This is a genomic window from Methyloversatilis discipulorum, from assembly GCF_018780585.1.
Classification (GTDB): domain Bacteria; phylum Pseudomonadota; class Gammaproteobacteria; order Burkholderiales; family Rhodocyclaceae; genus Methyloversatilis; species Methyloversatilis discipulorum_B.
On sequence record NZ_JADMJL010000033.1, the window covers coordinates 1 to 21,187 of the forward strand.

Below are 21,187 nucleotides of genomic sequence, written 5' to 3' on the forward strand. Positions count from 1 at the left end.
CCACGCCGTGCCCACACCTATCGGCTGTTTGTTTTGTTAAAGAACGTTCGCTGCTGAGCAACGAGAGGTGCGCATTCTACGGATAATTTCGAGGTGGTCAACACTTTCGCCAAAGATTTTTGAAGTTTTTTTGGCGCGACTCTTTCAAGCGACTACGGGAAAGTACATATGAATAAAAACATCCCGAAAAATCAAGCCCGCGACGAGCGCCTCTCAGCGCACGGCGAGGCGAGAAAATTTTCGCTTGCCCACCTGCGCCACGACCGTCGTGCCAGCCGCGAGCACAAGCCCGCGATCGGAAACCTTGTCGCCATCGAGCCGGACCCCGCCCTGATCGATCATGCGCAAGGCCTCCGAGGTGGTGGCGGTGAGCCCGGCCGCCTTCAACGCCTGTGCAATACCGATACCTGCACCCGCACTGTCGAGCACCACCTCCTCAATGTCGTCCGGGATGCCGCCCTGACGGAAACGCGATTCGAAGTCGACCAGCGCGGCTGCCGCAGCCGCCGCGCCGTGAAAACGGCCGACGAGTTCCTGCGCCAGCATCACTTTCACGTCTCGCGGATTGCGCCCCGCGGACACTTCTGCACGCAGGCCCGCGATCTCGTCGAGTCCGCGGAAGGACAGCAGCTCGTAGTAACGCCACATCAGTTCGTCCGACACCGACATGACCTTGCCGAAAATTTCGTTCGGCGGCTCGGACACGCCGATGTAGTTGCCCAGTGACTTCGACATCTTGTTGACGCCATCCAGTCCCTCCAGCAGCGGCATCATCAGCACAACCTGTTGCGCCTGGCCGTACTGCTTCTGCAGTTCGCGCCCCATGAGCAGATTGAAGCGCTGATCCGTACCGCCGAGCTCGACGTCGGCCTTCAGCGCAACGGAGTCGTAGCCCTGACACAGGGGGTAGAGGAATTCGTGGATGGCGATCGGCTGATTGCCGGCGTAGCGCTTGGCGAAATCGTCGCGCTCGAGCATGCGGGCGACCGTGTGTCGCGATGCCAGGCGGATCATCCCGTCGGCCCCGAGCTGGTTCATCCAGGTCGAGTTGAATACGACCTCCAGGCGCGACGGGTCGAGGATCTTGCCGACCTGTTCGCGATAAGTTTCCGCGTTCTGCAGCACCTGCTCCGGCGACAGCGGCGGCCGGGTCACGTTCTTGCCCGACGGATCGCCGATCGCGCCGGTAAAGTCGCCGATCAGGAACAGGATCTGGTGGCCGAGATCCTGAAAGTGCTTCAGCTTGTTCAGCAACACGGTGTGGCCGAGGTGCAGGTCCGGTGCGGTAGGATCGAACCCCGCCTTGATGCGAAGCGGTCGCCCCGACTTCAGTTTCTCGACCAGATCCGCTTCAGGGAGCAGTTCTTCTACCCCCCGCTTGATCAACGCCAACGCTTGTTCCACTTCAACCATGACCGAACCCCGAATACATGCGCCTCGCGCAGGCAGGTGCCACGCGACGACCGACAAAGCGCTCGATGTTAGCGCAAGCGGGTCGGCGGACAGAAGGATGATCCGATGAGCACGCTGTACATCGGGCTGATGTCCGGCACCAGTCTGGACGGGGTGGATGCGGTGCTTGCGGACCTGGCTTTCCCGCGGCCACAGGTGGAGGGACATGCGCATCTGGCCTTTCCAACCACCTTGCGGGCGGAACTGCAGACGCTCTGCTCAAGCGGCGACGACGAAATACACCGCTCACAGGTCGCGGCGATCGAATTGGCGCGCCTCTATGCACAGCTGGTCCACGCACTGCTGAACCAGACCGGCACTGCGACAGCTTCAATCAAGGCCATAGGCTGTCACGGACAGACTATCCGCCACATGCCGGCCCACGGCTATACCGTTCAGCTGAATGCGCCGGCCATCCTGGCCGAGGAGACAGGCATCTGCGTTGTGTCCGATTTCCGCGCGCGTGACCTGGCGGCCGGCGGACAGGGAGCCCCTCTCGTCCCCGCATTTCACGCGAGCCTGTTTGGGTCAAAGGACAGGGCGCGCGCAGTACTGAACCTGGGCGGAATGGCGAATCTGACGCTACTGGAATCCACCCGCCCCGTGCGGGGCTTCGACTGCGGTCCTGCGAACGTGCTGATGGACGCCTGGATCGCGCATCGTCGCGGCCTTGACTACGATAGGGACGGCGCCTGGGCAGCGGGCGGCAAGGTCGACGCTGCGCTGCTTGAGAGACTGCTTGCACACCCCTTCTTCGCGGCGCCGCCCCCGAAAAGCTGCGGGCGCGAGCAATTCAATCTGGAGTGGCTACTCGAACTGCTGCCGGAGCAGATCCGAGACGAGGACGTCCAGGCCACGCTGGCGGAACTGACCGCGCAATCGGTAGCCGACGCACTGAGAACCGCGGTTTTTTGCCCGGACGATGTCGCGGTGTGCGGCGGGGGCGCGTTCAACCATCACCTGTTGCAGCGACTGGCCCTGCACATCGGATGCCCGGTAATGAGCACAGCCGCTGAGGGCGTACCGCCCGAGCAGGTGGAAGCACTGGCATTCGCCTGGCTCGCGCAGCGGACGCTTAACCGCGAGCCAGGCAACCTGCCAGCGGTGACCGGGGCACGCGGCATGCGCGTGCTCGGCGCCGTCTGGCCCGCCTGAGCGAGCGGTCGATCAGACCGAGAACGACGATCCGCAGCCGCAGGTCGAGGTCGCGTTCGGGTTCTTGATCACGAACTGCGCACCCTCGAGGCCTTCGCTGTAGTCGATCTCTGCGCCGACCAGATACTGGTAGCTCATCGGGTCGATCAGCAGCGTCACGCCATTCTTCTCGAGCGCGGTGTCGTCCTCGTTGGTCACTTCGTCAAAAGTAAAACCGTACTGGAAGCCGGAACAGCCGCCACCGGAAACGAAAACACGCAGCTTCAGATCCGGGTTGCCCTCTTCGAGGATCAGTTCCTTCACCTTGTTGGCTGCGCTTTCGGAGAAGACCAGCGGAAGGGGCATTTCAGTCACTGCATTCATGAGTATCGACTCCTGGTTGACGCTTCGCCGGCATCAGCTTCCGCTGGCCAGCTTCAATTCGACCGCGCGCGGCGCAGTCTCCTGATGTTCGAGCTGCCCCTTGACGATGGCGCCAAGGTGCACCTCCAGACGGTTGTAGACCACGTCACCGGAAATTCGTGCCTGCGGTTGCAGTTCCAGAAACTCGGTCGACACGATCGGACCTTGCACGGCCCCGTTGATCATCGCATGCGTGACGGTGACCGCACCCTCGATACGCGCATGCTCGCTCAGCACCAACGTACTCGGCGCGTTGTCATCGGCACGTACGTTGCCGATCACCTCGCCATCGACACGCAGGCCACCGCGGAAATGGATGTCGCCATTCACGCGCGTGCCTGCACCGATCAGGCTGTCGATGCGCTTGCTGGGTTTCTCAGGCTTCTTGCCGAACATGTCCCCTCCGATTCCGGCAACCGTCACAAGGATGCGGTCGCTCTTGCCCTGATTTGTCCATCCTGCAGGAAGCGAGCCTCGATGGAGAGCAACCTCGCCTCCTTCGGCACGGTAAGCACGCCGTCGACACGCTGGAAATGCCGGAAAGTCAGCCGACTGTTCTCGGCACCCGAATCCGGCGGGAAAGTGATGGTAGCACCCTGACCGGCACGGTCAATCGACGCCACGATCTGGTAAGAGCCCTTCGTATCGGCGTCGGCCTTCCCTCCCTGGCGGACGATGAGCATGCGATAGCGGTACCGCCCGGCCTCTCCGTCCGGCTCCAGCACCAGCCGGTTGATCTTGAAACCCTGCTCGATACCGCTGGAACCCGCCCCGGCTAGGCTTTCGAAAATCAGAGCGTCTTCCCGCAAGCGCGCATTCTCGCTCTCCAGCGAACGTATCCGGGCGGCCAGTTGTTCCTGTGCCGTACGTTCGATCTGCAGGCTGCTGTGTGCCGAGTCCGCCTGCTGTCTCATGCTTGCAAGCTCGGCATCCACGACGGACAGACGTTCACGCAACGAAACGACCTCGGCTTGCATGTCATCGACGTCCAGCCCGACCCAGCCTCGCCCCGCGTCGTAGATTCCGCGGGCAGCCGCCAGCGCGAGCGCCATCACGCCGGCCGCGACGAGAAGCTTGAGCCACCAGGGCGCGTGCGAACGGATCGCCACCTGCCGCGCGGCGATACCGTGGCGAAAGCGCCAGCGGCGCGCCCTCAGGGCAAGACCGGAACGAGTTCTAGCCCACACGACTCGTCGAATCCGAACATCAGATTCATGTTCTGTACCGCCTGCCCGGCAGCCCCCTTGACCAGATTGTCGATGACCGACAAGACCACGACCGTGTCCCCGCCCTGCGGGCGATGAACCGCGATCCGGCAGGTGTTCGACGCACGCACCGAACGCGTCTCCGGATGGCTGCCGGCGGGCAGTACATCCACGAAGCGCTCACCACGATAACGGTTCTCGAACAGGGCCTGCAGGTCGCAATCCTTGGTCAGTCGCGCGTAGAGCGTCGCATGGATGCCACGGATCAAGGGTGTCAGGTGAGGTACGAACGTCAGACCTACATCGGCGCCGGCCACGGCGGCCAGTCCCTGGCGTATTTCGGGCAGATGCCGATGTCCACCGACACCGTAAGCCTTGAAGTTGTCTCCAGCCTCCGCGAACAAAGTGTGCACCTCGGCCTTGCGCCCCGCACCGGACACACCCGACTTCGCATCGGCGATCAGCGTCGCGCGGTCGATGACGCCCGCCTCGATCAGCGGGATGAAGCCGAGTTGCACCGCGGTCGGATAGCAGCCGGGATTGGCCACCAGCCGCGCCGAGCGCACCTGCTCACGATTGACTTCCGGCAGGCCGTAGATCGCGGTCTTCAGCACGTCAGGGCAGGCATGCGGCATGCCGTACCACTTTTCCCACGCCGCTTCGTCCTTCAACCGGAAATCGGCGGCCAGATCGACCACTTTCACCCCGGCGTCGAGCAGCGCCGGCACCTGCTGCATCGCGATGCCGTTCGGCGTGGCAAAGAAGACGACGTCGCAGTTCTCTAGTCCAGCTTGGGCCGGGTCGGAAAAAGCGAGATCGACATGGCCGCGCAGACTGGGAAACATGTCCGCTACCGGGCGCCCCGCATCGCCGCGCGAAGTGATGGCCGACAACTCGACCTCGGGGTGGCGCGCCAACAGACGCAGCAATTCGACCCCGGTGTAGCCGGTTCCGCCAACGATACCCGCCTTGATACCCACTTCGATCCCTCCTGCGCCGACCCGCGCCGACCCATCCGGATCGATCGCGGAAAAAGCGGAATGATGCCAGAAATGAAAAAAGCCGCCCGAAGGCGGCTTTTCCCGTTCGCCGGAGCGCGGTGTATCAGCGCTTCGAGAACTGCTTGCGACGACGTGCCTTGTGGAAGCCGACCTTCTTGCGCTCGACTTCTCGGGCATCGCGGGTAACGAAACCAGCCTTGCTCAGCGCCGGCTTCAGCGTCGCGTCGTAATCGATCAGCGCGCGGGTGATGCCGTGACGCACTGCGCCGGCCTGACCCGATTCACCACCACCGGTGACATTCACGAGGATGTCGAAGGTGCTGACGTGTTCGGTCAGCTCGAGCGGCTGGCGGACGACCATGCGGCCGGTTTCGCGCGAGAAGAACTCGTCCACCGGCTTGTCATTGACGACGAAGGCGCCCTTGCCCGGACGCAGGAACACGCGGGCAACTGCGGTCTTGCGACGGCCGGTGCCATAGTAATAATCAACTTTGAATGCCATGACCGTTCCGTCCTCAGATGTCCAGAGCCTTGGGCTGCTGCGCGGCGTGCGGATGCTCGGCGCCGGCGTAGCACTTCAGCTTCTTGATCATCGCGTAACCGAGCGGACCCTTGGGCAGCATGCCCTTGACGGCCTTCTCAAGCACGCGCGCCGGGAAGCGCTGCTGCAGCTTGGTGAAATTGGTTTCGTAAATACCGCCCGGGTAACCCGAATGGCGGTAGTACTTCTTGTCCTGCGCCTTGTCACCGGTCACACGCAGCTTCTCGACATTCACGACGACGATGTAGTCACCGGTGTCCACGTGCGGGGTGAAGACAGGCTTGTGCTTGCCGCGCAGACGGCGTGCGATCTCACTGGCGAGGCGCCCGAGTACCTTGTCAGAGGCATCGACAACGTACCAGTCGCGCACGACTTCATGCGGCTTGGCTGAAAAGGTTTTCATCTCGAACGTCCTGTGATTCTGGGCGAGATCGCCCAAAAGCCCGCGAATTTAACTCGCGAGTTCGAGCGTGTCAATCCCTGATAGACAACAAAAAAAGCGCGACTCCTGGGAGTCGCGCTGAATCCACACCAAAGGAGGAGGGTGGAGGAGACACCTGCGGCAGACATCGCATTGAACGACGTCCGCGAAACCTGTCTTGATTATTGATCACGCTCAACGCAAAGGCAAGAATTTTTTGCATCGCACAAAGGCAGTGCGCCTTTAGATTCCGCATCACCCGCCAGCGCACCCCGCACAAACAACCATTCAAATCATGTGGATAAGAAAAGCGGCGGCGGTCCGCGCCCCGAACCCGCGTCACAAACACCGGACGACACACCGCCGCGCGCGGATCGACTACCGCAGCGCACCAATACCCATGAACCGCGCGCCGGCCGACACCTGATTACAATCGCGCATCACTGAAGGGAGTGCGTAATGGACTGTGTGGTGAAGTGGGTAGACAACATGAGCTTCCTGGCCGAGACCGGCTCGGGACACATGATCAATATGGACGGCGCACCCGAAGCAGGCGGCCGCAATCTGGCGGCGCGCCCGATGGAACTGCTGCTGGCGGGCACGGGCGGCTGCACCGCATTCGACGTCATGCTCATCCTGAAGAAGAGCCGGCAGCAGGTCACGGGTTGCGAGGTCACGCTGAAGGCGGATCGCGCGAGCGAAGACCCCAAGGTATTCACCCGCATCGGCTTTCATTTCAAGATCAGTGGTCGCAGCCTGAAACCCGAGGTGGTCGAGCGTGCGATCCACCTCTCGGCCGAGAAGTACTGCTCGGCGTCCATCATGATCGGCAAGACCGCGAAGATGGAACACACGTGGGAGATCGTCGAAACCGGCGCCTGACGCCCTCGCGCTCAGACGTAATAGGCGACGCCGGTCATCACCCGGGAGGCGGCCCGCATCGCGAGTCGGACGGGCGCCGGAAGTTGCGCAGCACCGAGCCGCTCGGCCGTGTGTGCATGCTCACGTTCGTCCTGGCGCATCTGTTCAAGTATCCGCCAGGATTTCTGATCGGCCGGCGGCAGGCGGTCGAGGTGTCCCTGCAGATGAGCTTCGACCTGCTTCTCGGTTTCGGCAAGGAAGCCCAGATTCCACTTGTCGCCGACCAACCCGGCCGCAACACCCATCATCAGCGCGCCGCCGTACCACAGCGGGTTCAGCAGACTGGGGCGGCTGCCCAGTTCGGCCATGCGCGAAGCTGTCCAGCTCAGGTGCTCGGTTTCCTCGACCGCCGCACGGCGCAGGGCGTCGCGCACGGCGGGCTCGCGGCAGGTCAGGGCCTGCCCCTGGTAGAGGGCCTGGGCGCAGATCTCACCGACGTGGTTGATACGCATCAGCGCGCCGACATGACTGCGCTGCGTTTCGTCGAGTTCGGCCTCGGGCAGATCACCGCCGGGCAGCGGCCGTCCGGTACGCGCCGGCGCAGCCAGTGTGCGCAGGGCGCGATCAAGTTCGGTAATCAGGCGGTCGAGCATGGATGCCTTCGATGAAAGTCGGAGTGTTCAACGATAGCCGGTGAGCGGCGTGCCGGTACGTGCATTGAAACTGTTGGCCAGCGCTTCGAGCACCTTCTTCGGCTGCAGCGCGAACCCATCCGCGCACATGTAATCCGAATACAGCATGAAGGGGTAGGAGTTCAGGCGGTTTCCACCGCCGATCGGGATCCAGCGGCTGCCCCGCGTCGGCGCCCACTCCCGGTTCGAACGCAGGTTTGCGTACATCCTGCGCTCGCCCGTGCCGCAGCGCAGCGCCTCGGCTGCGATGTTCTCGGTCCCGCTCGGCGCGACAACGCGGGAAATGTAGCGGATGGCGCCATCCTTGCCGACGGTCAGCGGTTCACGCGCAATGTAGTAGCGGTTACGCGTCGAGGCATTCAGATAGAACTCCTGCCACTCGACCTTTTCGGACAGCGGAGGGACCTCGTAATCGTCCTCGGTCACCTTGGCCGCCGGATCGACGGTTTCGCCGCGGAAGGGCTCCGGCTTCTGCCAGTCGGTGATTTGCGCATGGACGGCGGAAGCACCCGCCAGAAGGATCAGGCCGGACAGCAACCGGCCAACGGGGAAAAACGGCATTTCAGTTCACCAGGTCAGCGCACAGCGAGGTTCGCAGCGCCGCCGGCACAGGCGTCACGCCCGCACTGTAATGCGGATGGTCGACACCGACCGACAGGGCCGCGCCCTCGATGAGCGCTCGTTTCATTTCGGCAGTCAGTTCAAAGCGCAGAAAATGCACGGCAGAGGTCTTGACCGCGTTCTCGCGCTCAAGATCCTCGTCGGCAATCGCGGATACCGGAGGGCATCCATCGACCTGCAGCCACACCGTGTCCTCGACGCCGATCAGACGGGCGAGGTTCTGCTTTCGCTGCTGCTCGTCCGGGTATTCGATCAACATCGTGGCCTTGAAGTTGCTGCCGTCTGGGATGAGGGGATTGTAAGCGCCCAGTTCGTCGAGAATGCCCGCTTCCTCGAAAGTGCGTTCGATCCGCAGCATTTCCTGCACCTGATAGCGGACGGTCAGTTCGTCCTCGAACACCAGTGTCACGTGTTCGCCAAGATGCAGTGTGCGCTCACGCTTGTGCGCGATCACACGGGCACGGAACTGCGGGCGCTCTCGCGCATACTGCTCGAGGCTCATCAGACTGTCGCGTGCGATTGCCGGCATACCCCTCTCCTCAGTCCAGTCCATAGGCAATGCGCAACAAGGTCAGCGGATGCGCCTTCTGCGCGCGCGTGCCGCCCTGACCGTCGGCGATGCCCTGCATGATGTGACGGCCGGCGATCGGGCAGTCCGAACTGACGAAGTCAGGGTCGCTGCCCTGCATCTGCCGGAACACCGGCCTGCCGATCTTCATCGACAGATCGAAGAACTCCTCTTTCACGCCCCAGGTGCCGTCGTGGCCTGCGCAGCGCTCGACCGTGCTGACCTGCGTGCCAGGCACCCGTTGCAGCATCTCGCGCGTCTTCTGGCCGACGTTCTGCACGCGCGAGTGGCAGGGGATGTGATAGGACACGCGACCGAGTTCGCGTCTGAAATCGTTCTTCAGCAAGCCGTCCTTATGCCGCAGCACGAAGTACTCGAACGGATCGAACATCGCATCGGCCACCGCGCGCACATCGGCGTCGTCGGGAAACATCAGCGGCAGTTCCTGCTTGAACATGAGCGTGCACGACGGCACCGGCGTCAGGATGGCCCACCCCTCGCGCGACAGGCGCGCCAGCGGCGGAATGTTGATCTCCTTCAGTTTTGCCACCTGCTCCAGGTCGCCCAGTTCGAGCTTGGGCATGCCACAGCAGGCCTCCTTCTCGACGAGGACGGCTGGAATCTCGTTGTGGGCCAGCAGCTTGAGCAGATCGACGCCGATACCCGGTTCGTTGTAGTTCACGTAGCAGGTCGAGAACACCGCCACCTTTCCGGGCGTGCGCTGTCCGTCTCGCACGGCGAAACCGTCGGCCGGCTCAGCAATGCCGCGGAAGCGACGCGGCGCGTAAGGCGGCAGCTGGCGATCCTTGTGTACGCCGAGCGCGCGCTGCATCAGCGAACGCGCAGCACCATTGCCGTTCACCGCGTTGACCGTCTGCGCCACCACCGGAATCGCGGCGAGCTTGCCGATGGCATCGGTACTGGTGAGCAGACGGTCGCGAAACCGCGTCTCGCCCTTCCTGAACTTGATCGCCTTGGCTCGCAGCATCAAGTGCGGGAAATCGAGATTCCACTGATGCGGCGGCACGTACGGACACTTGGTCATGAAGCACATGTCGCACAGATAGCACTGGTCCACCACCTCCCAGTACCGGTGCTTCGGGATCGCATCCACTTCGCCGCTGTCGCCCTCGTCGATCAGGTCGAACAGCTTGGGGAAGGCGGTACACAGATTCACGCACCGGCGGCAGCCGTGGCAGATGTCGTACGTGCGTTCGAGTTCCTGCATCAGCGCCGCCTCGTCATAGTAGGCGGCGCTCTTCCAGTCTATCGGGTGGCGCTTCGGTGGCTCCAGACTGCCTTCGCGAACGGTCATCGCACATCCTCCGGTCGACGCACGGGGCGGCGGACGCAGGCAAGTCCTGCGCCCACCGTAGCGGAGCGGTGCCGGCCCCGGGGGCCGGCGCGCACTCAGTCGAGCAGCCCGTCGAGCGCCTTCTGGAAACGGTTTGCGTGCGAGCGCTCGGCCTTGGCCAGCGTCTCGAACCAGTCGGCAATTTCCTCAAACCCCTCGTCGCGAGCGGTCTTGGCCATGCCCGGATACATGTCGGTGTACTCGTGCGTCTCGCCGGCTATCGACGCCTTCAGGTTGTCACGCGTACCGCCGATCGGGAGACCGGTCGCGGGATCGCCACAGGCTTCGAGATATTCCAGGTGCCCGTGTGCGTGACCCGTTTCGCCCTCGGCCGTGGAACGAAAGACGGCGGCGACGTCGTTCTGTCCCTCGACATCGGCCTTGGCCGCAAAGTACAGATAGCGGCGATTCGCCTGCGACTCTCCGGCAAACGCGCACTTCAGATTGTCCTCGGTCTTCGAACCCTTGAGTTGCATGGACGCCTCCTTCAACAATGGGTGAGGGATGCCCCGGAGGGCAGGGCCGCGCTGGCAACAGGCGAAGAAAGGGCGCGACTTAGACCCAGTATAAGCAGGCATTCCGCCGCTTCAAGGGCGGCGGGTCGATCGAGGCATGCGGTCAGGAAGACGAGTGCAGAGGATCCTGCAGCGCACCAGGGCCCGGAAGCGCGTGTTCGCTGGCGTCGCCGCCGTCGGGCTGCCGCATCGCACCACGCGGACGCGGCGAGCGAAAAGCCAGGCGCGCGAGTTCGGTGAGCGCCTGCTGGTAGACCTGGCGCTTGAACTCGATCACCGAGTCGAGCGGAATCCAGTAGTCGCTCCAGCGCCAGGCATCGAATTCAGGGTGGTCGGTGGCGCGCAGGCAGACGTCGCAGTCGCGACCGACCATGCGCAGCAGATACCAGATCTGCTTCTGGCCGCGATAGGCGCTGCGCCATTCGCGCCGCACCCAGTTGCGCGGCACGTCGTAGCGCAGCCAGTCGCGCGTGCGGCCGACGATGCGCACATGCTGCGGACGCAACCCCAGCTCTTCCCAGAGCTCGCGATACATCGCCTGCTCCGGCGATTCGCCGTGGTTGATGCCCCCCTGGGGAAACTGCCAGGCGTGCTCGCCTATGCGCTTGCCCCAGAAGACCTCGTTGCGCCCGTTGATCAGAATGATGCCGACGTTCGGGCGGTACCCTTCCCGGTCGAGCATGGTTGAACCTGCTGTGTAAGATTTTCCGTGGATTCTTCCACATTTCGCCGCCGAATTGAAGCAAACGACCCGGCGCGGGCCGATCCGCGCGAAACGGCTAGAATCGGAGGTTTATTGCCTGATCCGCAGCGGATTCCACACCCTCCATGTACGCCAGCAAATTCTTCATCTCCACGCTCAAGGAAGCCCCCTCGGACGCCGAGGTCGTGTCGCACAAGCTCATGACGCGCGCCGGCATGATCCGCAAGCTCGCCGGCGGCATCTACAACTACATGCCGATGGGGCTGCGGGTGATCCGCAAGATCGAGGCCATCATCCGCGACGAGATGAACCGCGCCGGCGCCATCGAACTGCTGATGCCGCTGATCCAGCCGGCCGAGCTGTGGCAGGAAACAGGCCGCTGGGACAAGATGGGCCCGGAAATGCTGCGCGTGAAGGATCGCCACGACCGCGACTTCATCATCCAGCCGACGTCGGAAGAGGTGGTGACCGACATCGCTCGCGCCGAAATCCATAGCTGGCGCCAGTTGCCGAAGAATTTCTATCACATCCAGACCAAGTTCCGCGACGAGCGCCGGCCGCGCTTCGGCGTGATGCGCGGCCGCGAGTTCACGATGAAGGACGCCTATTCCTTCGACCGTGACGAGGACGCCGCCGGCCGCAGCTACGACATCATGTTCGACGCCTACATGCGCATCTTCCGCCGCCTGGGTCTCGAATTCCGCGCTGTCGCCGCCGACACCGGCGCCATCGGCGGCTCGCGCAGTCACGAGTTCCAGGTGATCGCCGACACCGGCGAAGACCTGATCGCCTGGTGCCCGGATTCCGACTACGCCGCCAACATCGAACTGGCGCAGGCGACGGCGCTGATCGCCGACCGCGCTGCGCCGGCGCAGGCGCTGGAAAAAGCCCCCACACCGGGCACCGTGCGCTGCGAGGACGTCGCCGCCCTGCTCGGCCTGCCGATCGAACGCACGGTCAAGTCCGTCGTGCTGGCGACCGATAAGGAAGGCAAGACCGAACTGTGGCTGCTGATGCTGCGCGGCGATCACGAACTGAACGAGGTGAAGGCGTCGAAGCTGGCCGGCCTGAAGGACGGCTTCCGCTTCGCCACCGAAGCCGAGATCGTCGAGCATTTCGGCTGCAAGCCGGGCTATCTGGGTCCGGTCGGACTGAAGAAGCCGGTGCACGTGGTCGCTGACCTCACGGTGGCCAACATGAGCGATTTCGTCACCGGCGCGAACGAGGCGGATGCCCACCTGACCGGTGTGAACTGGGGGCGCGACCTGCCCGAACCCGAGGCCGTCGCCGATCTGCGCAACGTGGTCGAAGGTGATCCGTCACCCGACGGCAAGGGTCGGCTGTCGATACAGCGCGGCATCGAGGTCGGACATGTGTTCTTCCTCGGCACCAAATATTCGGAAGCGATGAACTGCACCTATCTCGACGAAACCGGCAAACCGCGCATCATGGTCATGGGCTGCTACGGCATCGGCGTGACCCGTCTGGTCGGCGCCGCCATCGAGCAGAACCACGACGAGCGCGGCATCATCTGGCCGCAGTCCATCGCGCCGTTCGAAGTGGTCATCTGCCCGGTCGGCTGGAGCAAGTCGGAGCAGGTGCGCGCCACCGCCACACAGCTGTACGACGAACTCAGCGAAGCCGGCTTTGACGTCATCCTCGACGACCGCGACGAGCGCCCCGGCGTCATGTTCGCCGACTGGGAACTGATCGGCGTCCCGCACCGGATCACGGTCGGCGAGCGCGGCCTGAAGGAAGGCGTGATCGAGTACCAGAACCGGCGCGACGCCGCGGCGCAGAAGGTGGCGCCCGACGCCGTGCGCGCACTGATCGGCGAGCCGGTCTGACGATGAAGCGGCTGGCTGCGACCCTCGTGCTGACGCTGGCCCTGACGGCCGGCGGCGCCCGCGCGTCGCAGCAGTACGAGCCGCTGGCGGACAGCGTGCGCGCGGCGCTGCATCTGGCCATCAGCGACCGCGCTGCCCCCGACCTGCCGGCGTTCTCATCGCCACAGAAGCAGTTGTGGCTCGGCACAATGTCGGAACGCCTCGCCAAGCGCATGCCGGACGAGGCCGGGCGCATGGAATTCCTGAAGACGGTGCATTACGAAGCCACGCGCGCCGGCCTGGACCCGCAGCTGGTGCTCGGCCTGATCCAGGTCGAGAGCGGCTTTCGCAAGTACGCAGTCTCCAGCGCAGGGGCGCGCGGCTACATGCAGGTGATGCCGTTCTGGGTGAAGCTGATCGGCAGCGAAGAGAGCAACCTTTTCCATCTGCGCACCAATCTGCGCTTCGGCTGCACCATCCTCCGTCACTACCTCGACATCGAGAAGGGCAACCTCTTCCGCGCGCTCGGTCGCTACAACGGCAGCCTGGGCAAGGCGGAATATCCGAACATGGTGCGCGGCGCGTGGGAGCGCCACTGGTCATGGCCAGCCATGACCTCTGCCAGCAATCCCTGATCAGGCCGACTCCGACAGCACCCGCCATTCGGTCACACGCGCGACCAGTTCGGCCAGCGACGCGGCGCGCATCTTGTCCATCACGCGGGCGCGGTGCTGCTCCACCGTCTTCGCACTGATGCCCAGTTCGGCGGCGATGCCTGTGTTCGGCAGCCCGCGCACGACGCGATCGAGCACCTCGCGCTCACGTGCGGTGAGATTCGCCAGGGCGTCGGCGACCTGCTGCACGCGCTGACGCCGCGCGTCCGCCGAGGCCGCCCGGACCAGCGCCTCGGCGACCCGCACGCGCAGCACCGCTGCTTCGATCGGCATCAGCATGAAATCGAGTGCACCGGCACGCAAGGCACGCACCGCAACGGTCACGTCGCAAGGGCCGGACACGAAGATCACCGGCGCGTGATTGCCGACCACGCGCAGGCTGGACTGCAGGTCGAGCCCGCTGATGCCGCGCAGCGACGCATTCAGCAGCACGCAGGCGGCACGCCCCAGCGCCTCGCGGTCCTGCAGCAGCACGCCGGCACCGGAGAATCCCTGCACGTCCGCATCGATCCCGGTCAGCGCCTGACACAGCGCCCGTCGCATCGCAGCGTCGTCATCGACCACGCAGACCAGCGGACGCGCCATCGGATCGCCAGCGGCTCAGCGCATGCCGGGCAGCATGCCCTTCATGCCGCGCATCAGCTTCTGCATGCCGCCCTTGGAGAACTGCTTCATCATCTTCTGCGTCTGCTCGAACTGGTTCAGCAGGCGGTTCACCTCCTGCACCGAGGTACCGGAACCCGCCGCGATACGACGCTTGCGGTTGGCCTTGATCAGTTCGGGCTTGGTGCGCTCGGCCGGCGTCATCGAGTTGATGATGCCTTCGATGCGGCGGATGGCCTTTTCGTCCTGCCCGCCCTGCAACTGCTGCGCGGCACCGGCGAACTGCGCCGGCAGCTTGTCCATCAGTGCCGACAGCCCGCCCATCTTGCGCATCTGCGCGATCTGCGCCTTGAAGTCGTTCAGATCGAAGCCCTTGCCGCTCTTCAGCTTCTGCGCGAATTCCTTGGCCTGGTCCTCGTCGACCTGGCGACGCGCTTCCTCGACCAGGCCCATGATGTCGCCCATGCCGAGAATGCGCGACGCCATGCGCTGCGGATGGAATTCCTCCAGGCCGGTCAGCTTTTCGCCGACGCCGGCGAACTTCAGCGGCGCGCCGGTGACGTGGCGCACCGACAGCGCAGCGCCACCGCGCGCATCGCCGTCGAGCTTGGTCAGCACGACGCCGGTCAGCGGCAGAGCGTCCTTGAACGCCTTGGCGGTATTGACCGCGTCCTGACCCAGCATCGCATCGACGACGAACAGCGTTTCGATCGGGTTGAGCGCCTGATGCAGCGCGCGGATCTCGTCCATCATTGCCTGATCGATCGCCAGCCGGCCGGCGGTATCGACCAGCAGCACGTCGAAATAGCGCGTCTTCGCGAAGTCGACAGCGGCGCGGGCGATGTCGACCGGCTTCTGGTCCGGTGTAGACGGGAAGAACTCGGCGCCGGCCTGCCCGGTGACGGTACGCAGCTGTTCGATGGCGGCCGGACGATAGACGTCGCACGACACCGTCAGCACCTTCTTCTTCTGCGTTTCCTTCAACCACTTGGCCAGCTTGCCGACCGTGGTGGTCTTGCCGGCGCCCTGCAGGCCGGCCATCAGCACGATGGCCGGCGGCTGCGTCGCAAAGTTGAGGCTGGCGGTGGCGCCGCCCATCAGCGCCGCCAGTTCGTCGTGCACCACGCCGACCAAGGCCTGGCCCGGCGTCAGCGAGCCGGCGACCTCCTGACCGACCGCCTTCTCGCGGATGCGGGAGACCAGTTCCTTGACCACCGGCAGCGCGACATCCGCCTCGAGCAGTGCCATGCGCACTTCGCGCAGCATGTCCGAAATATTCTCGTCGGTCAGTCGCGCCTGTCCGCGCAGCGTCTTGACGACCTTGGCGAGCCGTTGGGTGAGGTTATCCAGCATGAAAGAGCGGCGTGCGCCTTGGGTTAAACTGAAGCCAATGATTCTAATCGAACTGCTTCCTTCCGCCCTCTACGCCGCGCTCGCCTTCTGGTTCATGCGCCCGGCGCGGGCAGGCGCACACACCGCGGCCGGTGGCGTGCGCCCGGCAGCGCTGGCCGCGGCGCTGCTGGTGCACGCCGCGGTGCTGTCGGTGCAGATCTTCCCGGAGGGGCGCATGCGCTTCGGTGCCGGTGACGCGCTGGCGGTGATGACCTGGCTGGCGCTGGTGTTCTACTGGATAGAAAGCCTGTCGTCGCGACTCGACGGTCTGCACATGCTGGCCCTCCCGGCCGCAGCCCTGTGCGCCGCGGTGCCGGTCATCTGGCCCGGCCGGCACGACATCGGCAACGCCGACAACCTGCTGTTCCGCGCCCACTTCGTGATGGCGATGACGGCTTACAGCCTTTTCACGCTGGCGGCACTGCACGCGATGCTGATGTCGGCGGTCGAGCGCAATCTGCACCGCGGTCGCCTGATCCGTCTGCTGGAGAACATGCCGCCGCTGCTGGTGATGGAAGGCCTGCTGTTCCGCCTGATCACGATCGCGTTCGTGCTGCTGAGCGCCACGCTCATTACCGGCATTGCCTTCTCCGAGCAGGTGTTTGGCAAGCCGCTCGCCTTCAGCCACAAGACGGTGTTCGCCATCCTTGCATGGGTGGTTTTCGGCACGCTGCTGGTCGGACGGCACTTCCGCGGCTGGCGCGGACGGCTGGCGCTGCGATGGACGCTCGGCGGCTTCTTCGTCCTGCTGCTCGCCTATATAGGTACGCAATTCGTGCTCGAGGTCGTGCTCGGCCGCGCCTGACCGATGGATTCGATCCCACTTTCCACCCAGCTGATCGTGCTGGGTGTGCTGCTCGTGCTGTCCGGCTTCTTCTCGATGGCCGAGACGGCGATGATGGCCTCCAACCGCTTCCGCCTGAAGGCGGCTGCCCAGAACGGCTCGCGCGGCGCGCAGCGCGCTCTCGACCTGCTGGGACAAACGGACAAGCTGCTCGGCGTCATCCTGCTGTTCAACAACCTGGTCAATGCCGCCGCCGCGACGCTGACCGGCGTCATCGCGATCGACCTGTTCGGCGAGGGCGAACTGGCGCTGGGACTGGGCACGCTGCTGATCACCTTTATGATCCTCGTGTTCTCGGAAATTACGCCGAAAGTCGTGGGCGCAGGCTACGCGAACGCGATCGCGCCGGTGGTGGCCTTCGTGCTGACGCCGCTGCTCAAGGTGTTCTATCCGGTGGTGTGGACGGTGAACCTGTTCGTGTCGGCGCTGCTGCGCATCACGCGGCTGCAGCCGGGCAACACGGACGAGGGGCAGACCCTTTCGGCGGAGGAACTGCGCGCGCTGATGACGGAATCCGGTCACTTTATCCCGGCCGCCCACCGGCGCATCCTGATCAATCTGTTCGAACTGGAGGACGTGACGGTCGAGGACGTCATGACGCCGCGCAACCAGATCGAGGCAATTGATCTGGAGCAGCCGCTGGACGTGATCCAGCACCAGATCGCAACCAGTCATCACGGCCGCGTGCCGGTGTTCGAAGGCGACCTCGACCGCGTGCTCGGCGTGCTGCCGCAGCGGCGTGTCGTCAGCGCGCTGTCGGCCGGCGAACTGGATCAGGACGAAATCCGCGGCCTGCTGACCCGGCCCTACTTCGTGCCGTCGGCGACACCGCTATACAGCCAGCTGCAGTTCTTCCAGGAGAACAGGCAGCGCCTGGCGCTGGTCGTGAACGAGTACGGCGAGGTCGAAGGGCTGGTCACGCTGGAAGACATCATCGAAGAAATCGTTGGCAAGTTCACCACCGGCGTACCCGGCAGCGGACAGTCGCTGAGCTGGAACGGCGACAACAGCGTCATCGTCGACGGCGGACGCAGTCTGCGCGAGCTGAACGGCAAACTCGGGCTGACCCTGCCACTGGACGGGCCCAAGACCTTGAACGGCCTGCTGCTCGAACACCTGCAGGACATTCCGGAATCCGGTCTGTCGGTGCGGATCGGCACTGTCGCGATGGAAATCCTGCACACCGAGGACCGCATGGTGCGCAGCGTGCGTCTGTTCAAACCACAGGACGCAGCCTGAGCCGGCACTCAAGATACGCCGGCCACAAACCGTTTACAGATCAAGCCTGAATCGTCATCATCGAAGACGACACTTCAACACCGCTCGCAGATTCCCCCTAATGCGCCATGGCCGCCACCGCTAAGAATGCACTGTCGGGTCTTGCCCGCGCACTGGCGCAGAGCGGGCGGCTGACCGAGACCGAAGCAGAGAGCCTGACGCGTGAGGGCGCGCAATCCGGCCACGGTTTCATCGCGCAACTGGTCACCAGCGGCAAGATGAGTGCCCGCGACGCAGCCGCCTTCGCCTCGGAAACCTTCGGCTATCCGCTGCTGGACCTCGCGCAGTACGACCCGGACCAGTTCCCGGCGGACGCGATCGACAAGAAGCTGATGCGCACCCACCGCGTGCTGGCGCTGAAGAAGCGCGGCAACCGGCTGGCGGTGGCGATCGCCGATCCGTCCAACCTGCGCGCCATCGACGAGATCCGCTTCCAGACCGGTCTGGCCGTCGACCCGGTCGTCGTCGAGACCGACAAGCTCGCCACCCTCGTCGACAAGCTGTCGGAAACCGTCGAAAAGACCCTCGAATCGATCTCGGCGGTCGACTTCGACTTCGACGGAGAAATGGCGCCGGAAGAGGACGCCGCCGCCAGCAACGACGCCCAGGTCGAAATCGACGATGCACCAGTGGTGCGCTTCATCCAGAAGATCCTGCTGGACGCGATCAACGAAGGCGCGTCCGACGTCCACTTCGAACCCTACGAGAAGTACTACCGCATCCGCTACCGTACCGACGGCGTACTGCGCGAGATCACCCAGCCGCCGCTGGTGCTGCGCGAAAAGATCGCGTCGCGCATCAAGGTCATTTCCCGGCTGGACATTTCGGAGAAGCGGGTGCCGCAGGACGGCCGGATGAAATTCGTGCTGTCCAAGACCAAGGCGATCGACTTCCGCGTCAGCACGCTGCCGACGCTGCACGGCGAGAAGATCGTCATGCGTATCCTCGACCCGAGTTCGGCCATGCTGGGCATCGACGCGCTCGGTTACGAGCCCGAGCAGCGCGCCTCGCTGATGCATGCGATCGAGCGCCCCTACGGCATGATCCTGGTGACCGGTCCGACCGGTTCCGGCAAGACGGTGTCGCTGTATACCTGTCTGAACATCCTGAACAAGCCCGGCGTCAACATCTCGACCGCCGAAGATCCGGCCGAAATCAACCTGCCGGGCATCAACCAGGTCAATGTCAACGACAAGGCCGGCCTCACCTTCGCCGCCGCACTGAAGTCCTTCCTGCGGCAGGATCCGGACGTGATCATGGTCGGTGAAATCCGCGACCTCGAAACGGCCGAAATTTCGATCAAGGCGGCGCAGACCGGTCACCTGGTGCTGTCGACGCTGCACACCAACGACGCACCGACCACGCTGGATCGCATGCGCAACATGGGCATCGCCGCCTTCAACATTGCGTCCAGCGTCATTTTGATCACTGCCCAGCGCCTGGCGCGCCGGCTATGCTCCTGCAAGCAGCCGATGGACATTCCGGTCGAAGCGCTGCTGGAGGCCGGATTCACCGAAGCGGACCTCGACGGCAGCTGGCAACCCTATGCACCGGTCGGCTGCGAGCGCTGCAAGGGCAGCGGCTACAAGGGTCGGGTCGGCATCTATCAGGTGATGCCGATCTCCGACGAGATTGCGCATATCATCATGACCAACGGCAATTCGATCGACATTGCCGCGCAGGCACGCCGCGAGGGCGTCAAGGACCTGCGCCAGTCCGGTCTGCTGAAGGTCAGGCAGGGCGTCACTTCGCTGGCCGAAGTGCTCGCCTGCACCAACGAATGAGCGACGCCGCGCGCGGCGTCGCCGCATGAGCGGACTTACCCCGCAAGGAGCTTGATTTGGCCACCGCAACCCGCCCCGTACGCAAGGACAGCGGTTCCAAGGAAACGGTCTTCAACTGGGAAGGCAAGGACAAGAGCGGCAAGCTGGTGCGCGGCGAAATGCGCGCCGGCGGCGAAGCCATGGTCCAGGCCACGCTGCGTCGCCAGGGCATCCTGGTCACCAAGGTCAAGAAGCGCAGCTTCGGCCGCGGCGGCAAGGTGACCGAAAAGGACATCACGCTGTTCACCCGGCAACTGGCGACGATGATGAAGGCCGGTGTGCCGCTGCTGCAGGCATTCGACATCGTCGGCAAGGGCGCCGGCAACCGGGCGGTATCCAAGCTGCTGGGCGACATCCGGCTCGAAGTCGAGTCCGGCTCCAGCCTGAACCAGGCTTTCCGCAAGTATCCGCAGCACTTCGACCAGCTGTTCTGCAACCTCGTCGCAGCAGGTGAGCAGGCCGGTATTCTCGATGGCCTGCTCGATCGCCTCGCCACGTATCGCGAAAAGATCCTGGCGATCAAGGGCAAGATCAAGTCGGCGATGTTCTATCCGATCGCGGTCATCGTGGTCGCCATCGTGATCACCGCGGTGATCATGATTTTCGTCATTCCGGAGTTCAAGAAGGTGTTCTCGAGCTTCGGTGCCGATCTACCGGCGCCGACGTTGTTCGTCATCGCGATATCGGACGCCTTCGTCGAGTACTCTTGGCTCATCTTCGGCGGAGCCTTCGCGGCAATCAGCGCATTCTTCTACATGCTGAAGCGATCGGTACCCCTGCAGATCGCCGTCGACCGCCTGTCGCTCAAACTGCCTGTCCTCGGCGAGATTCTGCGCAAGGCCACGATCGCGCGCTGGGCGCGCACCTTGTCAACGATGTTCGCCGCCGGCGTGCCGCTGGTCGAGGCACTCGACTCGGTGGGTGGCGCGGCAGGCAACCACATCTACAAGATGGCCACGCGGCAGATCCAGAACGAGGTCAGCACCGGCACCAGTCTGACCGTCGCGATGCAGAACACCAATGTGTTCCCGGTCATGGTGATCCAGATGGCGTCCATCGGTGAGGAGTCCGGCCAGCTTGATTCGATGCTGTCCAAGGTGGCCGACTTCTTCGAACAGGAGGTCGACGATTCGGTCGACGCGCTGTCCAGCCTGCTCGAACCCATCATCATGGTGGTGCTCGGCACGCTGATCGGCGGCCTGGTGGTCGCCATGTACCTGCCGATCTTCAAGGTCGCCCAGTCGGTCTGACGCGGG

23 protein-coding genes are annotated in these 21,187 nt (G+C 64.1%); 8 read left to right on the forward strand and 15 right to left on the reverse strand.

Annotated features, from left to right (window positions below; genetic code table 11):
* Positions 1-213 precede the first annotated feature (213 nt).
* Positions 214-1,413, reverse strand: coding sequence for a tyrosine--tRNA ligase (tyrS, locus tag IV112_RS14340; protein ID WP_304004347.1), 1,200 nt, complete (start codon positions 1,411-1,413; stop codon positions 214-216).
* 105 nt (positions 1,414-1,518) lie between these two features.
* Between tyrS and IV112_RS14345 the strand changes: the two genes are divergently transcribed.
* Positions 1,519-2,607: an anhydro-N-acetylmuramic acid kinase gene (locus IV112_RS14345; RefSeq protein WP_304004349.1), complete on the forward strand. Its 1,089-nt coding sequence runs from the start codon at positions 1,519-1,521 to the stop codon at positions 2,605-2,607.
* A gap of 12 nt (positions 2,608-2,619) precedes the next feature.
* On the opposite strand, the gene erpA is transcribed toward IV112_RS14345, so the two are convergent.
* From erpA to rplM, 6 genes are all read right to left on the reverse strand, one after another.
* Complete coding sequence (gene erpA, locus IV112_RS14350) at positions 2,620-2,970, reverse strand: iron-sulfur cluster insertion protein ErpA (protein WP_019916445.1); 351 nt, start codon at positions 2,968-2,970, stop codon at positions 2,620-2,622.
* A 33-nt stretch (positions 2,971-3,003) separates the two neighbouring features.
* Complete coding sequence (locus IV112_RS14355; RefSeq protein ID WP_304004352.1) at positions 3,004-3,405, reverse strand: bactofilin family protein; 402 nt, start codon at positions 3,403-3,405, stop codon at positions 3,004-3,006.
* A gap of 23 nt (positions 3,406-3,428) precedes the next feature.
* Complete coding sequence (locus tag IV112_RS14360) at positions 3,429-4,196, reverse strand: DUF6776 family protein (RefSeq protein WP_304004354.1); 768 nt, start codon at positions 4,194-4,196, stop codon at positions 3,429-3,431.
* Entirely contained in the window at positions 4,163-5,194 is a 1,032-nt protein-coding gene (gene argC / locus IV112_RS14365; protein ID WP_304004355.1) for an N-acetyl-gamma-glutamyl-phosphate reductase, read from the reverse strand. Before argC ends, IV112_RS14360 begins: the two co-directional genes overlap by 34 nt.
* A gap of 124 nt (positions 5,195-5,318) precedes the next feature.
* A complete protein-coding gene (rpsI, locus tag IV112_RS14370; protein WP_019916439.1) occupies positions 5,319-5,717 on the reverse strand; it encodes a 30S ribosomal protein S9 in 399 nt (132 codons plus the stop codon).
* A 13-nt stretch (positions 5,718-5,730) separates the two neighbouring features.
* Entirely contained in the window at positions 5,731-6,159 is a 429-nt protein-coding gene (gene rplM, locus IV112_RS14375; protein ID WP_020166122.1) for a 50S ribosomal protein L13, read from the reverse strand.
* A 477-nt stretch (positions 6,160-6,636) separates the two neighbouring features.
* On the opposite strand from rplM, the gene IV112_RS14380 reads away from it, so the two are divergent.
* Positions 6,637-7,059 carry an OsmC family protein gene (locus IV112_RS14380; protein ID WP_304004356.1) on the forward strand — a complete coding sequence of 141 codons (423 nt, stop codon included), beginning with the start codon at positions 6,637-6,639 and terminating at the stop codon, positions 7,057-7,059.
* Between the two features lie 11 nt (positions 7,060-7,070).
* Here the strand turns inward: IV112_RS14380 and coq7 are convergent, their stop codons facing one another.
* The 6 genes from coq7 to IV112_RS14410 form a co-directional block, all read right to left on the reverse strand.
* A complete protein-coding gene (gene coq7 / locus IV112_RS14385; protein ID WP_304004357.1) occupies positions 7,071-7,691 on the reverse strand; it encodes a 2-polyprenyl-3-methyl-6-methoxy-1,4-benzoquinone monooxygenase in 621 nt (206 codons plus the stop codon).
* A 27-nt stretch (positions 7,692-7,718) separates the two neighbouring features.
* Positions 7,719-8,291, reverse strand: a complete 573-nt coding sequence (locus IV112_RS14390; RefSeq protein ID WP_304004359.1) for a CNP1-like family protein — start codon at positions 8,289-8,291, stop codon at positions 7,719-7,721.
* Position 8,292: 1 nt separating this feature from the next.
* Positions 8,293-8,880: a DUF3501 family protein gene (locus IV112_RS14395; RefSeq protein ID WP_304004443.1), complete on the reverse strand. Its 588-nt coding sequence runs from the start codon at positions 8,878-8,880 to the stop codon at positions 8,293-8,295.
* Between the two features lie 10 nt (positions 8,881-8,890).
* Entirely contained in the window at positions 8,891-10,234 is a 1,344-nt protein-coding gene (locus IV112_RS14400; RefSeq protein WP_304004361.1) for a heterodisulfide reductase-related iron-sulfur binding cluster, read from the reverse strand.
* A 95-nt stretch (positions 10,235-10,329) separates the two neighbouring features.
* Positions 10,330-10,749 carry a rubrerythrin family protein gene (locus tag IV112_RS14405; protein WP_019916429.1) on the reverse strand — a complete coding sequence of 140 codons (420 nt, stop codon included), beginning with the start codon at positions 10,747-10,749 and terminating at the stop codon, positions 10,330-10,332.
* Positions 10,750-10,891: 142 nt separating this feature from the next.
* Positions 10,892-11,470 carry an RNA pyrophosphohydrolase gene (locus IV112_RS14410; RefSeq protein WP_304004363.1) on the reverse strand — a complete coding sequence of 193 codons (579 nt, stop codon included), beginning with the start codon at positions 11,468-11,470 and terminating at the stop codon, positions 10,892-10,894.
* Between the two features lie 146 nt (positions 11,471-11,616).
* Between IV112_RS14410 and IV112_RS14415 the strand changes: the two genes are divergently transcribed.
* On the forward strand, positions 11,617-13,338 hold the full coding sequence (locus IV112_RS14415; RefSeq protein ID WP_304004365.1) for a proline--tRNA ligase: 1,722 nt from the start codon (positions 11,617-11,619) through the stop codon (positions 13,336-13,338).
* 2 nt (positions 13,339-13,340) lie between these two features.
* Positions 13,341-13,952 (forward strand): lytic transglycosylase domain-containing protein, encoded by a 612-nt coding sequence (locus IV112_RS14420; protein ID WP_304004367.1) that lies wholly within the window; start codon positions 13,341-13,343, stop codon positions 13,950-13,952.
* On the opposite strand, the gene IV112_RS14425 is transcribed toward IV112_RS14420, so the two are convergent.
* Both IV112_RS14425 and ffh read right to left on the reverse strand, forming a co-directional pair.
* Positions 13,953-14,576, reverse strand: coding sequence for a response regulator transcription factor (locus IV112_RS14425; protein WP_304004369.1), 624 nt, complete (start codon positions 14,574-14,576; stop codon positions 13,953-13,955).
* A 15-nt stretch (positions 14,577-14,591) separates the two neighbouring features.
* Positions 14,592-15,947, reverse strand: a complete 1,356-nt coding sequence (ffh, locus tag IV112_RS14430; RefSeq protein WP_304004371.1) for a signal recognition particle protein — start codon at positions 15,945-15,947, stop codon at positions 14,592-14,594.
* A 37-nt stretch (positions 15,948-15,984) separates the two neighbouring features.
* Here ffh and IV112_RS14435 point away from each other — a divergent pair, with 37 nt between their 5' ends.
* From IV112_RS14435 to IV112_RS14450, 4 genes are all read left to right on the forward strand, one after another.
* On the forward strand, positions 15,985-16,791 hold the full coding sequence (locus tag IV112_RS14435) for a cytochrome C assembly family protein (protein WP_019916422.1): 807 nt from the start codon (positions 15,985-15,987) through the stop codon (positions 16,789-16,791).
* Between the two features lie 3 nt (positions 16,792-16,794).
* A complete protein-coding gene (locus IV112_RS14440; RefSeq protein WP_304004373.1) occupies positions 16,795-18,069 on the forward strand; it encodes an HlyC/CorC family transporter in 1,275 nt (424 codons plus the stop codon).
* 107 nt (positions 18,070-18,176) lie between these two features.
* Complete coding sequence (gene pilB, locus IV112_RS14445) at positions 18,177-19,892, forward strand: type IV-A pilus assembly ATPase PilB (RefSeq protein WP_304004375.1); 1,716 nt, start codon at positions 18,177-18,179, stop codon at positions 19,890-19,892.
* A 56-nt stretch (positions 19,893-19,948) separates the two neighbouring features.
* A complete protein-coding gene (locus IV112_RS14450; RefSeq protein WP_020166135.1) occupies positions 19,949-21,181 on the forward strand; it encodes a type II secretion system F family protein in 1,233 nt (410 codons plus the stop codon).
* Positions 21,182-21,187: the final 6 nt, after the last annotated feature.

What these genes read in the sequence shown, in the direction of transcription:
- tyrS (WP_304004347.1), bottom strand. Translation starts at nt 1,413, where the DNA reads ATGGTTGAAGTGGAACAAGCGTTGGCGTTGATCAAGCGGGGGGTAGAA.
- IV112_RS14345 (WP_304004349.1), top strand. Translation starts at nt 1,519, where the DNA reads ATGAGCACGCTGTACATCGGGCTGATGTCCGGCACCAGTCTGGACGGG.
- erpA (WP_019916445.1), bottom strand. Translation starts at nt 2,970, where the DNA reads ATGAATGCAGTGACTGAAATGCCCCTTCCGCTGGTCTTCTCCGAAAGC.
- IV112_RS14355 (WP_304004352.1), bottom strand. Translation starts at nt 3,405, where the DNA reads ATGTTCGGCAAGAAGCCTGAGAAACCCAGCAAGCGCATCGACAGCCTG.
- rpsI (WP_019916439.1), bottom strand. Translation starts at nt 5,717, where the DNA reads ATGGCATTCAAAGTTGATTATTACTATGGCACCGGCCGTCGCAAGACC.
- rplM (WP_020166122.1), bottom strand. Translation starts at nt 6,159, where the DNA reads ATGAAAACCTTTTCAGCCAAGCCGCATGAAGTCGTGCGCGACTGGTAC.
- IV112_RS14380 (WP_304004356.1), top strand. Translation starts at nt 6,637, where the DNA reads ATGGACTGTGTGGTGAAGTGGGTAGACAACATGAGCTTCCTGGCCGAG.
- coq7 (WP_304004357.1), bottom strand. Translation starts at nt 7,691, where the DNA reads ATGCTCGACCGCCTGATTACCGAACTTGATCGCGCCCTGCGCACACTG.
- IV112_RS14390 (WP_304004359.1), bottom strand. Translation starts at nt 8,291, where the DNA reads ATGCCGTTTTTCCCCGTTGGCCGGTTGCTGTCCGGCCTGATCCTTCTG.
- IV112_RS14395 (WP_304004443.1), bottom strand. Translation starts at nt 8,880, where the DNA reads ATGCCGGCAATCGCACGCGACAGTCTGATGAGCCTCGAGCAGTATGCG.
- IV112_RS14400 (WP_304004361.1), bottom strand. Translation starts at nt 10,234, where the DNA reads ATGACCGTTCGCGAAGGCAGTCTGGAGCCACCGAAGCGCCACCCGATA.
- IV112_RS14405 (WP_019916429.1), bottom strand. Translation starts at nt 10,749, where the DNA reads ATGCAACTCAAGGGTTCGAAGACCGAGGACAATCTGAAGTGCGCGTTT.
- IV112_RS14410 (WP_304004363.1), bottom strand. Translation starts at nt 11,470, where the DNA reads ATGCTCGACCGGGAAGGGTACCGCCCGAACGTCGGCATCATTCTGATC.
- IV112_RS14415 (WP_304004365.1), top strand. Translation starts at nt 11,617, where the DNA reads ATGTACGCCAGCAAATTCTTCATCTCCACGCTCAAGGAAGCCCCCTCG.
- IV112_RS14420 (WP_304004367.1), top strand. Translation starts at nt 13,341, where the DNA reads ATGAAGCGGCTGGCTGCGACCCTCGTGCTGACGCTGGCCCTGACGGCC.
- IV112_RS14425 (WP_304004369.1), bottom strand. Translation starts at nt 14,576, where the DNA reads ATGGCGCGTCCGCTGGTCTGCGTGGTCGATGACGACGCTGCGATGCGA.
- ffh (WP_304004371.1), bottom strand. Translation starts at nt 15,947, where the DNA reads ATGCTGGATAACCTCACCCAACGGCTCGCCAAGGTCGTCAAGACGCTG.
- IV112_RS14435 (WP_019916422.1), top strand. Translation starts at nt 15,985, where the DNA reads ATGATTCTAATCGAACTGCTTCCTTCCGCCCTCTACGCCGCGCTCGCC.
- IV112_RS14440 (WP_304004373.1), top strand. Translation starts at nt 16,795, where the DNA reads ATGGATTCGATCCCACTTTCCACCCAGCTGATCGTGCTGGGTGTGCTG.
- pilB (WP_304004375.1), top strand. Translation starts at nt 18,177, where the DNA reads ATGGCCGCCACCGCTAAGAATGCACTGTCGGGTCTTGCCCGCGCACTG.